We start from the raw sequence: 13,298 nt of genomic DNA on the forward strand, positions 1-13,298 counted from the left end.
AAATTCAGTCTAACTTAAACGCCAATTGCGCTTTAGATTAGCACTAAACTAAACAATCATTTAGATTGTTTCTACAGATTGCCTTTTTCTATATGTTAGAAAAAGGCAAAGTTTTTTAGTCCCAAATGCATGCAAAGCTATCAGTCTTCACAGATTGTGATATACTCTGCGCGCATTTTATATCCTATTAACAGAGTAAGACAATGGCAGATTTATCGAAATACAGAAACATTGGTATTTTCGCGCACGTTGATGCGGGTAAAACAACTACCACTGAGCGTATCCTTAAGCTAACTGGTCAAATCCACAAGACTGGTGAAGTACATGATGGCGAATCAACTACTGACTTCATGGAACAGGAAGCTGAGCGCGGTATTACTATCCAATCAGCAGCTGTAAGCTGTTTCTGGAACGGTCACCGTCTAAACGTTATCGATACTCCTGGACACGTTGACTTCACAGTTGAAGTATACCGTTCTCTTAAAGTACTTGATGGCGGTATCGGTGTATTCTGTGGTTCTGGTGGTGTTGAACCTCAATCAGAAACTAACTGGCGCTACGCTAACGAATCAGAAGTATCTCGTCTGATCTTCGTTAACAAACTAGACCGTATGGGTGCAGATTTCTACAACGTTGTTGACCAAGTTAAAAACGTTCTAGGTGCTACTCCTCTAGTTATGGTTCTACCAATCGGCCGCGAAGATGAATTCGTGGGTGTTGTAGACCTTCTAAGCCGTAAAGCATACGTTTGGGATGACACTGGTCTTCCTGAAAACTACGAAATTCTAGATGTTCCTGCGGACATGGTAGATGACGTAGAGCAATACCGTGAAGAGCTAATCGAAACTGCTGTAGAGCAAGACGATGACCTAATGGAAGCTTACATGGAAGGTGAAGAGCCTTCTATCGAAGACATCAAGCGTTGTATCCGTAAAGGTACTCGTGACCTAGCGTTCTTCCCAACTTTCTGTGGTTCTGCATTCAAGAACAAGGGCGTACAAATCGTTCTTGACGCTGTTGTAGATTACCTACCTTCTCCAACTGAAGTTGATCCTCAACCTCTAATGGACGAGAACGGCGAAGAAACTGGCGAACACGCTATCGTTTCTACAGATGAAACTTTCAAAGCGCTTGCATTCAAAATCATGGATGACCGTTTTGGTGCTCTAACTTTCGTTCGTATTTACTCTGGTAAACTGAACAAAGGTGACACGATTCTTAACTCATTCACTGGCAAAACAGAACGTGTTGGCCGTATGGTTGAGATGCAAGCTGATGACCGTAACGAACTAACTAGCGCACAAGCTGGTGACATCATTGCGATCGTTGGTATGAAGAACGTGCAAACTGGTCACACTCTATGTGATCCTAAGCACCAAGTAACGCTTGAGCCAATGGTATTCCCAACTCCAGTAATCTCAATCGCTGTATCTCCAAAAGATAAAGGCGGTTCTGAGAAAATGGGTATCGCGATCGGTAAAATGGTTGCAGAAGATCCATCTTTCCAAGTTGAGACTGACGAAGAGACTGGCGAAACTATCCTGAAAGGTATGGGTGAACTTCACCTAGACATCAAGGTAGATATCCTTAAGCGTACATACGGCGTTGACCTAACTGTAGGTGCTCCTCAAGTTGCTTACCGTGAAACTATCACTCAAGCAATTGAAGATAGCTACACGCACAAGAAGCAATCTGGTGGTTCTGGTCAATTCGGTAAGATCGATTACCGTATCAAACCAGGCGAAGCAGGTTCTGGCTTCAAGTTCAACTCTGTAGTTGTGGGCGGTAACGTTCCTAAAGAATTCTGGCCTGCAGTTGAGAAAGGCTTCGCATCTATGATGGAAAACGGCGTACTAGCTGGCTTCCCAACTCTAGACGTTGAAGTTGAACTTTTCGATGGTGGTTTCCACGCAGTCGATTCATCTGCAATCGCATTTGAAATCGCAGCGAAAGGTGCATTCCGTCAATCTATGCCTAAAGCTGGCGCGCAACTTCTTGAGCCTATCATGAACGTTGACGTGTTCACTCCAGACGATCACGTTGGTGATGTTATCGGTGACCTTAACCGTCGTCGTGGCATGATCAAAGATCAACAAGCTGGCGTTACTGGTGTTCGTATTAAAGCTGACGTACCTCTTTCTGAGATGTTCGGCTACATCGGTCACCTACGTACTATCACTTCTGGTCGTGGCCAATTCTCTATGGAATTCGCACAATACGCACCATGTCCAACTAACGTTGCTGACGAAGTGATTGCAAAAGTTAAAGCAGAAAAAGAAGCTGGTAAGTAATTAGCTCTTTTCTAAATTAACTAAAAAAGCCCCGCAAGTGAAAGCTTGCGGGGCTTTTTGTTATCTTACTCTTGGAAGACTAAGACTAAGACTAAGACTAAGACTAAGACTTAAGAGTTCTGTTTTAGCTCAATGTAAATCGACTCAACCTTCACTCGAGCCCAGTCTGTTTTACGCAAAAACTTTAAGCTAGATTTAATGCTTGGGTCCTTTTTAAAGCAGTTGATGTTCACCATGTAACTCAACTCTTCCCAACCGTAATGTTCAACCAATTCAGTCAGTAGCTTCTGTAGAGTGATACCGTGAAGTGGATTATTGTCTTGTGTCATGAGATGTTCTCGCCATTTATTTGAGCTCAGTATATCAGTTTCGCTTTATGAATTATCAGACCATTTAAGTTGGTAATCTGTATCGATAATAGTTAACTCTTCTCGACCTCTATTCCCAAACAGCCGAACCTGATTTTGCATCCAAGCCTCAAAACGCTTTATCTTTTCTCGATGAAAGTAGCCAGCGGGGGCGCATAAGAAGTAATTGTATTTAGGCTTGAGTGCTAAGTTACCGATTCGAACGAGTTTCTTTTCCTGCAAATACCGATACACCAAACTGTGCTTCACAAGAGCAACGCCTTGTACGGATAATGCACCTTCTAAAACAAAATGCGAGCCATCAAATTGCAATGATGAGCGTCCTGCCTTCGCTCCAACAATGTCTAGCCATAGATTCCAATCCATATCTGGCCATCGATCTTCAATCAATTCAGCTTTGTGTAGATCGTCAATGTCATGGATCCCATGCTTCTCTTGATAAATCGGGTGACAAACTGGGTAAACCACCTCGTCCATTAACCAACGAGACTCGATATTTGGGTAGTTACCATGACCATACCGAACGCAGACATCGACATTAGAATCTTCAAACGTCACTAGCTTGTTGGTCGGTTCAATCAGCATGGATAGGTCAGGGTGGCGATCGCGAAAGTCGCCAATTCTAGGTACCAACCAGTGTTGGGCAAATGATGGCACGGTTGAAATAGAAAGTTGAGTCGGGTTTGGGTCTTGGTTAATTCGCCTCACACCATCTTGAATGTGGGCAAAGCCTTTCTTCGCTTGCAGGTAAAGCACTTCACCTTCGTGAGTGAGTACTATTTTTCGGTGCTGGCGAATAAACAGGTCTGCGTCTAGCCATTCTTCAAGTTGGCGAATTTGTTGGCTGACGGCGGCTGCCGTGACAAACAGCTTTTCAGCTGCGAGCTTAAAACTGCCAGTTTCAGCCGCAGTATAAAAATAGTAGATCCCTTGGAATGGTGGGGTGCGTTCTCTAACATTAGTTTTCCTTAACTGAATGTCAGTATCTATCGTTTGTCGATGTTGCTCTGTTGGTCGATTATTGACCATAACAAAGCGAAAGATCAACAGGAGAAAGGTTATGAATACAATAACTGCGGGAAAAAATAGTCATCAAGCATTCTTTTCATCATTATCAGTTAAGAAATACTATTCTAAATTTAAACTGTATTTTCAGAACCGTAGAACGAGAAAGCACCTAGCTGAACTGTCAGATCATTTACTTGAAGATGTTGGTATTACCCGAGGCCAGGCTAATGAAGAGGTGAGAAAAGCATTTTGGGAGTGATTCAGGTGATCAGACGTAACTCTTTCTTCTTAGGAGGAGTTACGCCAAAACCAATGCTAGATCTTTGAGATATCAGAAACCTCTTCATGCAGCCACTCAGTAAACGCCGCAATACGCTCTTTTCTCGGTGAGCTAGGATCAAAACATAAGTTAACTTGAACGCCAGGTGTCATCCCAATATTAAACGGTTTAACAAGCAAGCCGCGTTCGATAAAGTCTCCGGCCAGGCTATCTGTTGCTAGGCAAACCCCATGGCCCGCCATCACTGTCGTTAACCCCATATCAAATGTTCCCACCTCCATCCATTGCATAGCGCTAGTTTGAGTCGAGATATTGGCTTGTTTGAACCACTCTTCCCAAGGAAAACAACCGCCTTCAAATTGGATTAACCAACACTTAAGTAGTTGTTCTGGTGATGTAAATTTCAAAGAACTGGCGAGCTCGGGAGAACAAAAGGGATATAGAGGTTCATTGAACAGTACCTCAAGTGCTAAACCTTGCTCAACACACAGATCTTCCCCTTGTCGAATCGCGACATCAATTTCACCATGTTTTAGATTTGGTGTGTCACACCCTGTGAGGATCTTGATTGGAATCTCAGGGTGCTTGACTGAGAATTTCCAAAGCCTCGGCAGCAACCAACGCGATGCAAAAGAGGGAGGACTTCGAACAACGATAACGCCTTGCAAGGGTTCAGACTGGATCTTATCCAATCCGACAACAAGCTCTTTAAATCCATCTGACACATGTTGGAAGAGAGTCCGCCCCTCTTGAGTTAATGCCATTTCACGCCCTTTCCTAATGAACAGCTTGCACTCTAGTTGTCCCTCTAACTGACGGATCTTTTGGCTGACAGCAGCTTGGCTAACGAAGAGCTCTTCTGCTGCCTTGCTGTAGCTACTCAAGCGAGCTGCGACTTCGAAGTAACGAAGTCCGGAAAGGTGGCGTAGTCTATTGTCCATAACGTCTGCTTATAGCTCTTGTTAGAAATGGTTCATAGACAGGATCTTAAGCTCTAAGCTATTTATTTAGATAGAAAAAAGGCTTCATTTATGATCAGATAATCGTCGCCAAACAAACCACCCATATCAACCGTGAAGCCGATGACGATTATCTCCCTACAAAAGCAGTTTAAGCAATTCTTTAATGCTGATAGCCTTCAAAAAATGGCGAAAAGTACAGGACTTATGAAGCGATGTCGGGCTATCTTACCCGACCAGCTAGTAGTAAGCCTAGTGGCCGCTTTGAGCAAAGGAAACTGCTCATCTATTGCCGATTTACTAAGGCAATTCAATGGGATGTGCTTAAGCGCTAAAGATACTGTGGCTTATAAGCCCTACCATAACCAGTTAAAAAGAAGAATTTCCGATATTCATGCGCCAATTGGCCATGCGAGCGATAGCTCAGTTTGCTCGCCAGCAGAGTGCCAACCTACCAGATAAACTCGCCACCTTTGATGATGTGCTGCTTCAAGATGGTAGCTCTTTCCACATTCATCGTGACCTTTCGAACGTTTACCCGAGCCGATTTAAACGCAATCCAGCCGCAGTTGAATGCCATATGACAATGTCTTTAAAAAAGCTTTTCTCCAGTCGCAATGAGCATCAGCGCTGATACAGCATCAGAAAGAGACTTTTTGCCCGCCCCCCAAAACAATGAGTAACAAATTGTTGTTGGCTGACGCAGGGTACCCTGACTTCCAATTCTTTACTGAGCTTGAACTGTATGGTGGTTTCTATATTTTTCGAGGAGCAAAGTCCCTGAATCCTCATGTTATAGAAGCGAGAAACGGTCAGGGCCGGCATTTATCTAAACTAGAAGGAAAGAAGCTCAAAGACATCACTCGAGGTACTAATCGCTCACAGGTACTCGACCTTAAAGTTCGTAGTGGTAAGCAAGAATTTAGAGTGGTAAGACGTTGGTTTGCAGAAGAAAAGCGATTCTGTATTTGGTTAACTAACTTGCCTTCAGGTACCTATACTGCTGATGACATAATGGCGATCTACCGCTGTCGATGGCAGGTGGAGTTGCTTTTTAAAGAATTAAAATCTCACACAAACTGGCAACGATTTGTCACCGCACAAAAGGCCATCGTTGATGGGCTTATCTGGGCCAGTTTACTCTCGCTGATCATCAGGCGCAGTACTGCGCTTCAGATAATGCCATCGGTCTCGCTGTTTAAGGCGGCAAAAAATGTGGATGTGTGGCTGTTGCCCATATTTGAATGTATCAGCCACAAGGCATGGTCAGAAATAGGTAATAAACTGGAATGGGCCTCTAGCTATATATTTAAGAACGCACAAAAGTCCGCCCAGAGGAAGTCAAAGAAAAACATCACGTTAGACGGGATTTATGCTGGTCTTAATGCTTAAGGTTCAGTCTATGAGAAATGGTTGTTCGCTTATCGAACAGGTTGTTTTCATAATAACGACAGAGCGATGGCAAATACAAGAGAGTAATTATGGAAATATTAATCAGTTTGACGAGGTTTTATGGTGCTAAGTTATTTAAAAATAAGAAAATAAAAGTAGGTGAAGTTAAGGCGAAACAGAATCAGGTTTTATGTGCTGAACAGCTGAGTCGTCGAGTGAAAGAAGATATAGGGTTAGAATATGAAAACAACGATGCAACTGATTATACTAAATATTTATAATCATGACTTATGTAGCAATTAGCGTGAAGGCTAGTCTCGCTGGTTCTATCTCGGCCACAATATTCATTTGTACTCGCTTAATCCAGCCTGACTTTACCCATTAATCATCGAGTACTTATAAAATCCTATTCCTACTAAACTAAATGCTTAGTTTTCAATTTACGTTGTCTTATTTTTGAGACTGCAACTCTGATTTATATAGAAACAAGCGTCGTAATGTTTTTTCCTTTCTTTGTCTAATGGATATAAAACAGACAGTTATTTTGGGGATTAATAAATAAAAATTAAATTACTATGTATTATTAGATTCTTTAATTTTATATAAGTAATTGAATTAAATTAAATAAAATAAAAACAGTTTGAATCCACCTACGTATTAATAGTATTGAAATTGATTAATTGAATAGTGCTTGTGTAACTCATTTGTCAGTTCTATATATGTAGTGTTCAGTTTTTCTATATCTCCTGAGGTTTTCTATTGGGCTAGATAAGGTGAATAGAAAGGCGAGAGGGTGGGGGCTGTATGAAATCTATTTTAAGAGTTTCGGAGCGTAGCCGTTTCCGAAGCAGTTTAAAATCAAAAATGAAAGGCATCGCTATTATCGAGTTTACGGTTGTGGTGAGCCTGTTTTTTGCGCTTTTCTTAACGGTTGTCGATCTTGGTATATATGGGTTTGTTAAATTGACCATGCAACATTCGGCAAGAGAGGGCGCAAGATATGCCATCACAGGTCGTTCTGATCTGGATCCTGATGCGTCGAGTGACCGCGAAGCAGCAATATTAGAAAAAATTTCTCAATCCTCGAGCGGTTTGCTCGACAAAGTGATGGATGTCCAAAACATACGTGTTGAAGATGTCTATGGCAACGCAGTCACTGGCTTTGGTGGCTCAGGAGACATTATTTCTATTCATCTTGATTGCGAGTGGCCATCTGTAAATCCTTATATGTATGTTTTGCTTGATGACGGGAAGTTTAAATTTACCGTTAGTGCGGCAATGAAAAACGAAGCTTTTTAAGGAGGGACAGGATGTTTCCTTTACAGACAAAGAAAGCCGCTGAGAAAGGGTTTGCGGCAATCGAAATGACGTTAATAGCACCATTGTTTATGTTGCTTATTGTTGCGGCTGTCGATATCACGCACCTCATTCAAGCCAACCACACCATTATTAGTATCAGCCGAGAAGGTGGAAACATTATTTCTCGGAGTAATACTGACACCCCCCAAGAAGTGATGGACATCATCGCCACGACATCGGGAACATTGGATTTGACGCAAGACGGCGTCATTTACATTACCGAGGTCGTTGGGCAAGAAGATGCTTCTCCCTACATTAAAAGCCAATACCGATGGAACCAACACGGGCTAAGTAAAAATAGTTCTATTTGGTCGAGCTGCAGTAATTGGGCAAATGATGGGGAGTGTTCTGATGTGGATGCAGATGATCCTCCGCTCATTAACAATTTAGCCGTTGCGCTTGATGATGGGGAGATCGTGTACAGCGTAGAAGTATTCTATGACTATTCGCCGATTTTTAGTCGAGTATTCGATGAGGAATATATTCTGAGCGATACAACATATATGTAAGGGAGGTTTAAATGGATAAGGGAACCCCAATCAAATATCGTTACAATCGTGGGTTAGTGGCTTTGATGTCAGTCATCGCATTGCCTTTTATTCTGTTAGTTGTCGGGCTTTCTGTTGATGCTGGACGTGCTTATATTGTTAAGTCGAAATTATTTGCAGCAGTCGACGCGGCTAGTATTGCCGCTGCAAGAGCGGTCGCCAATGGCGAAGATGCAGGGCGTGCCGCTGCTCAAAAATATTTTACAGCAAATATCCCGGCCGACTTTTATTCAGCAACACCTAGCTTGGGCGCAGTCAATTTCTCCTATGATTCATTCGGTAATATCTCGATTGATATTTCAGCTACGGCACAAGTGCCCACCATATTTTTACCTTTAATAGGGTTAGACACCTTTAACCCTGGCGTGTCAGCACAATCTATTCGTCGCCCTGTCGATCTAGTGTTAGTGATTGATAACACAACTTCTTTGAGGCTTGGGAGCATAGGTGATGTTACTCAAGATGTTATTGATAGGTCTAAGTCATTCGTTGAAAATTTCCATGAAGGGTTTGACCGAATTTCATTGGTTAAATTTGCTTTCGGAGCTGAGGTTCCAGTGGGATTCAACGCGACTCGTGGCCATAGTCGAAGTACTATCAAATCGGAGATAGATAGCTTTAATTTTGGTAGTACGTCTAATGCACAATATACCAATGCGTCGGAGGGGATCTATCGAGCTTTAAACGAGCTTAGAACGGTTACCGATCCCGCTAACTTGAAAGTGATCGTGTTCTTCACTGATGGAGCGCCCAATACCTTTGCGACAACGTTTGATTTTGAGGACGGTGATTCGCATACGGGAGCTATTCGATCGAGTGATGGCAGCAGTGGTACACCTAGAGGGCTTTGGAGACATGACTCGATTGCAACGACTTTAAGTGGAGGTTATGAGGGGCGTGATATTGATGACCATATTAGCGAGATGCCCGATTACTATACCGCTCATGATTCAAGTGCAACTGAGTTCAATATTTTAAATCCGACTCATACGGTGCGGCCGGTAGCACAATATGACCCTGATAGTCATTCGGCAAATGATCTGTATACCAGAGTGAATCGTGTGGCACGTAATTTAGTGGAAGACATTGCTGAAGCCGCGAGAGGGGAAGATATTTACGTCTTTACCTTGGGGTTGGGTTCATCATTAACATCGGCAACCGGACCTGATAGTGAGTTTGGAGAAGACTTGCTGTTACGAATGGCAAATTCTAGTGCGCTTTTGGATGATCCAGATTTGAGTGCGGATTATGACCCTGCCCAACTAGAAGGCGTGTATTGCCATGCCATCGATGAGGAAGCATTAGGTCCTTGCTTCGATGAGATGTTGGATGTGATTATCCGTTTAACCTTGTAACGTCTTTCTGGTTTAGCACTTTTACATATTGATAGGTTAAAGGGAGCTCAATCGAGAGATTAGAAAAATAAAAGAGGGAGCTTTTCGCTCCCTCCCAATGCTATGTGTATTTTTGTCGTCGGTTATTCTTCCCAAACTACCAATTTATCTTTCGGCCAGTTATGACCGACTTCATGGTATTTCTGCTCAAGGATATGTCGCTTTATCTTGAGAGTTGGAGTAAGAACACCATTATCGATGCTCCATGGTTCCTTAATCATTAGTACGCCTTTGATCTTCTCATGCGAAGCTAACTGTTCGTTCATTTTTTCAATGACGCGTTTGCTTGTTCTTTCGTAACGAGCCCGATCAAAATTAGGGAAGTCATGCGGTACTACCAGCAGGATAGGGCCAGGTAAGCCTAGGCCTATCAAACACATCATTTCTACACGACTGTACTCAAAGAGTTTGTTCTCGATTGGAACGGGAGCAACAAACTTACCTTTAGCGGTTTTAAAGGTATCTTTCTTACGTCCACGAATCGTTAAATAGCCTTCGCTGTCAATATCACCAATATCACCCGTATGTAGCCAACCTTCTGAGTCAAAAGACTCTTGAGTCGCAATATCATTTTTGTAATAACCAGAGAACATGCCTTTGCTTCGAACTAAAATCTCCTCGTCTTCTGCAATTTTTAGTTCAATGCCCGGACCTGCATTACCTACAGTACCAATTTTGTCTGCTCTAAACGGGTGGTTAATCGTGCTGTAGGCGAAAGACTCAGTCATTCCCCAAGCTTCGGTAATGTGTAGGCCAACACTCTCATACCATGCAAGTAGAGCTGGTGATACCGGAGCTGAGCCACAGCCGAGAACACGCGCTTGGTCTAAACCCAGACCGTCAGCCAGTTTCTTCTTAATGATGTTATTCACAAATGGAATTTTAAGTAAGAAGTTCAGTTTTTTCTGTGGCAGCTTATCTTGGATTCGTTGTTGGAATAGAGTCCATAAACGAGGAACTGAGATAAACAAAGTTGGACGGTGCATTTTTACATCGTCAATAAACGTGTCTAAAGATTCTGGGAAAGCAGTGACTACACCCCCCATTACGGACGAACCAAAGATGTACACTCGTTCGGTGATATGGGCAAGCGGCAGATAAGAAAACAGACGGTCGCCGGGTTGGATACCAATGTGATCGATTAATCTCTGAACTGACCATGTAAAGGCACCATACGTAAGCATTGCGCCTTTAGGTAACCCAGACGTACCCGAAGTATACACAAGCGACATCAGCTTATCATCGTGATGCTGAGGTCGTTTCGTGGATGGTTCATGTGTCTCTATGAGCTGCTCAAAAGTATGTTGGCACTTCGCAGCAGTATCGTAGGGTAATGAGATACTGACTAAGCTCGGGTTATCATCGAGTACTTTTTGTGTCGCTGCAGGATCATCGAGCTTACCTGCAATTACGATCTTACTTTCACTGTGTTCAATACAGTATTGAATGGTGTCTGCTCCCGCTGTCGGAAAGATTGGGACGCTGACAAAATCTCCTAACATCATGGCAAGATCACAGATAAACCACTCTGCACAGTTTTTTGAAACGAGAGCGACTCGATCGCCGGGTTGGGCTCCGAGTCCTTCTAATGCTGACGCCAGTTTTAGTGCTTTGTCGGCCACTTCTTTATAAGTGAATTCAACAAATTGGCGGTTAATGATTTGTTTTAAATAGACTTCATCTGGGCGTTCTTCTGCCCATTTTAAAATCATGTCATTGGGTGTAGGGAGAGCTGTTGCTTTTTCTTGGCTAAACTCGTTAGGCTGAATCATTGTCTAACTCCATGTTTTTCGCTAAGTTATTTTTGTTAAAATCATGTTAAATGTACCATGATTTTTTCTTTTAGGGAGTAAAATTAGCGTTTTCTGTTATCCGTGCAGGCACGTCTGTAACTTGCGGGTGTTACTCCGGTCCTTTTCTTAAAGATTCTTGAAAAATACGACACATCCTTGTATCCACATTGGTAAGAAATAACAGCGATTTTTGATTCGGTATCGGCTTCGATTAACTTTTTAGCTAACAGGATTCGTTTATCGCATACAAAGTCTCTAAAGCTTACCCCAAAGTGTAGATGAAACTTCTTAGAAAAGTAGGTTGTTGAACAATGGCACTTTTCCGCTATCTCGGTTTCTCTGATTTCTTTGTTGATGTTGTCCATAACAAAGTTAACGACTTCAGAGGTAAACAACTTTGCAGGTAGTTGATTATTGTTGTTCGTATCTCGGTCTAGATCAAAGTGAGGCTCGAAGATATGTTGTGTTTTACGTTGTAGTTCTTCGAACTTACTGGTCAGATGATTACTGTTTGTTTCGATAATAAAAAATATATTCTTATGATTTCGAACGATATTAGGTATCTTACCTGAACAAATAATGACTATTCGCTTGTTTAGGTTTTCACAAATAGACAGTGCCATTGTAAGTAGTTGAAGTTCATCCGTTCGATTCAATATATAGAATACTAACCTTACATCTAAGTTACTGATTATAGATATATCTTGTTTATAGTTCTCAATAGGGAAGTAGTGACTAATTTTGTTGGTAATAATTGAGTTGAAATCACTGTCTATATCAGAAAGTAGTGGTGTTATTATTTCCATTGGTATTGAACCTGTGTCATATCAAAATAAACAGTAAGGAATTAATGTGAAAATGGTATTTATTAAATAGATTAGAAGCACCACAAAAAAGTGCAAGTAAATAGCAAGAAAATCCTAACCGAATATATTGTTCGGCTCTAGATTTAGTTTACAGGTAAATAAAACCTGATACGTAAATCAAGGAGAGATTCTTATGAACAACTTATTGAAAAACATTAAAGAATTCATGAATGACGAAGAAGGCCTAACAGTCATTGAGTATGTGATCGGCGCAGCTATGTTGGTTTTAGGATTGACAACCATATTTAGCGGAATCGGTAGTGCGCTATCAACAAAACTAACCGCGATTGTTGGTGCGATTAGTACTACAACTGCACCATAGAAAACATGAATTTTAAAGGCATTAAAAAGCAGAAAGGACTAACCATTGTCGAATACATTATCGGTGCGGCTTTGCTTGTTTTTCTTGCTTGGGCAATATTCTCTGGTATAGCCACCGCCTTATTCAGTAAATTCTTAATAATTGTGTCAGGTATATAAATGAATGATAAGTGAATCTCTAGTATTTTGGATGCTACTAATTGTCGTATCAGTGTTCGATGTAAAAGAAAATCGAATACCGAATAAAGTTCTGATTTTATTTATATTGTTGTACTTTATTTTATCAATTAATAGTGGCTCTACTTGGGGTTCGCTTGCCATTTCTTTGGCCGGGTCAGCAGCTTTTTTCGTTTCAGGACTTTTTTTATATTTCTTACGAGCAATGTCTGCGGGTGATGTGAAGTTTTTGGGTGTGATAGGTTTATATGTCGGATGGGGAAGCTTACTCGATACTTCTTATTATATTCTCATTGCCGCAGGGATAATAGCTACGTTTTATTTACTTTATAACCGTGCCAACAGCGAGTCTCTAACCGTTAGAAGTTATTTTGAAGAAAAACTAATGTTAGTTAGTGGGGTTTCAACAAATACAAGAAACTCGTCTACGGCACATTCTCGGTATTCTAATAAGGTGACGATGCCTTTCGCACCTTCCGTTGTTATAGGTTTAGCGATGTATAGCTATTTTACATAGATCAAACTAAATCACTAATCGATGT

At 41.7% G+C, this 13,298-nt stretch carries 13 protein-coding genes and 1 pseudogene; 9 read left to right on the plus strand and 5 right to left on the minus strand.

The genetic code is table 11. The features are described from left to right. The first annotated feature begins 203 nt into the window (after positions 1-203). On the plus strand, positions 204-2,291 hold the full coding sequence (gene fusA, locus OCV19_RS03140; RefSeq protein ID WP_048612295.1) for an elongation factor G: 2,088 nt from the start codon (positions 204-206) through the stop codon (positions 2,289-2,291). Positions 2,292-2,401: 110 nt separating this feature from the next. Here the strand turns inward: fusA and OCV19_RS03145 are convergent, their stop codons facing one another. Together OCV19_RS03145 and OCV19_RS03150 are read right to left on the minus strand one after the other, a co-directional pair. Further along, positions 2,402-2,620, minus strand: a complete 219-nt coding sequence (locus OCV19_RS03145) for a VF530 family protein (protein ID WP_004734468.1) — start codon at positions 2,618-2,620, stop codon at positions 2,402-2,404. Positions 2,621-2,665: 45 nt separating this feature from the next. After that, the gene (locus tag OCV19_RS03150) at positions 2,666-3,688 is read right to left on the minus strand and encodes a LysR substrate-binding domain-containing protein (protein WP_240508236.1); all 1,023 of its coding nucleotides are present in this window, start codon (positions 3,686-3,688) and stop codon (positions 2,666-2,668) included. 31 nt (positions 3,689-3,719) lie between these two features. On the opposite strand from OCV19_RS03150, the gene OCV19_RS03155 reads away from it, so the two are divergent. Continuing rightward, positions 3,720-3,926: a DUF1127 domain-containing protein gene (locus OCV19_RS03155; RefSeq protein WP_017080015.1), complete on the plus strand. Its 207-nt coding sequence runs from the start codon at positions 3,720-3,722 to the stop codon at positions 3,924-3,926. A gap of 56 nt (positions 3,927-3,982) precedes the next feature. Here OCV19_RS03155 and OCV19_RS03160 read toward each other — a convergent pair whose 3' ends face one another. Further along, a complete protein-coding gene (locus OCV19_RS03160) occupies positions 3,983-4,888 on the minus strand; it encodes a LysR substrate-binding domain-containing protein (RefSeq protein WP_065676564.1) in 906 nt (301 codons plus the stop codon). A gap of 141 nt (positions 4,889-5,029) precedes the next feature. Between OCV19_RS03160 and OCV19_RS03165 the strand changes: the two are divergent. From OCV19_RS03165 to OCV19_RS03185, 5 genes and pseudogenes are all read left to right on the plus strand, one after another. Further along, positions 5,030-6,298, plus strand: a pseudogene (locus tag OCV19_RS03165) (IS4 family transposase). Between the two features lie 89 nt (positions 6,299-6,387). Further along, positions 6,388-6,579: a hypothetical protein gene (locus OCV19_RS03170; RefSeq protein WP_065676111.1), complete on the plus strand. Its 192-nt coding sequence runs from the start codon at positions 6,388-6,390 to the stop codon at positions 6,577-6,579. 523 nt (positions 6,580-7,102) lie between these two features. Further along, complete coding sequence (locus tag OCV19_RS03175) at positions 7,103-7,597, plus strand: TadE/TadG family type IV pilus assembly protein (protein WP_017108785.1); 495 nt, start codon at positions 7,103-7,105, stop codon at positions 7,595-7,597. Between the two features lie 11 nt (positions 7,598-7,608). Beyond that, on the plus strand, positions 7,609-8,166 hold the full coding sequence (locus tag OCV19_RS03180) for a TadE/TadG family type IV pilus assembly protein (protein ID WP_065676110.1): 558 nt from the start codon (positions 7,609-7,611) through the stop codon (positions 8,164-8,166). A gap of 11 nt (positions 8,167-8,177) precedes the next feature. Beyond that, positions 8,178-9,560 (plus strand): VWA domain-containing protein, encoded by a 1,383-nt coding sequence (locus tag OCV19_RS03185; RefSeq protein ID WP_065676109.1) that lies wholly within the window; start codon positions 8,178-8,180, stop codon positions 9,558-9,560. 122 nt (positions 9,561-9,682) lie between these two features. On the opposite strand, the gene OCV19_RS03190 is transcribed toward OCV19_RS03185, so the two are convergent. Then, positions 9,683-11,371: an AMP-binding protein gene (locus tag OCV19_RS03190; RefSeq protein ID WP_065676108.1), complete on the minus strand. Its 1,689-nt coding sequence runs from the start codon at positions 11,369-11,371 to the stop codon at positions 9,683-9,685. Between the two features lie 83 nt (positions 11,372-11,454). Then, positions 11,455-12,198, minus strand: coding sequence for a helix-turn-helix domain-containing protein (locus OCV19_RS03195; RefSeq protein WP_065676107.1), 744 nt, complete (start codon positions 12,196-12,198; stop codon positions 11,455-11,457). Positions 12,199-12,391: 193 nt separating this feature from the next. On the opposite strand from OCV19_RS03195, the gene OCV19_RS03200 reads away from it, so the two are divergent. Beyond that, positions 12,392-12,580: a Flp family type IVb pilin gene (locus OCV19_RS03200; RefSeq protein ID WP_017076283.1), complete on the plus strand. Its 189-nt coding sequence runs from the start codon at positions 12,392-12,394 to the stop codon at positions 12,578-12,580. Positions 12,581-12,742: 162 nt separating this feature from the next. Continuing rightward, positions 12,743-13,273, plus strand: coding sequence for an A24 family peptidase (locus OCV19_RS03205; protein ID WP_065110852.1), 531 nt, complete (start codon positions 12,743-12,745; stop codon positions 13,271-13,273). Positions 13,274-13,298: the final 25 nt, after the last annotated feature.

The organism is Vibrio celticus, from assembly GCF_024347335.1.
In the GTDB taxonomy this organism is placed as follows: Bacteria; Pseudomonadota; Gammaproteobacteria; order Enterobacterales; family Vibrionaceae; genus Vibrio; species Vibrio celticus.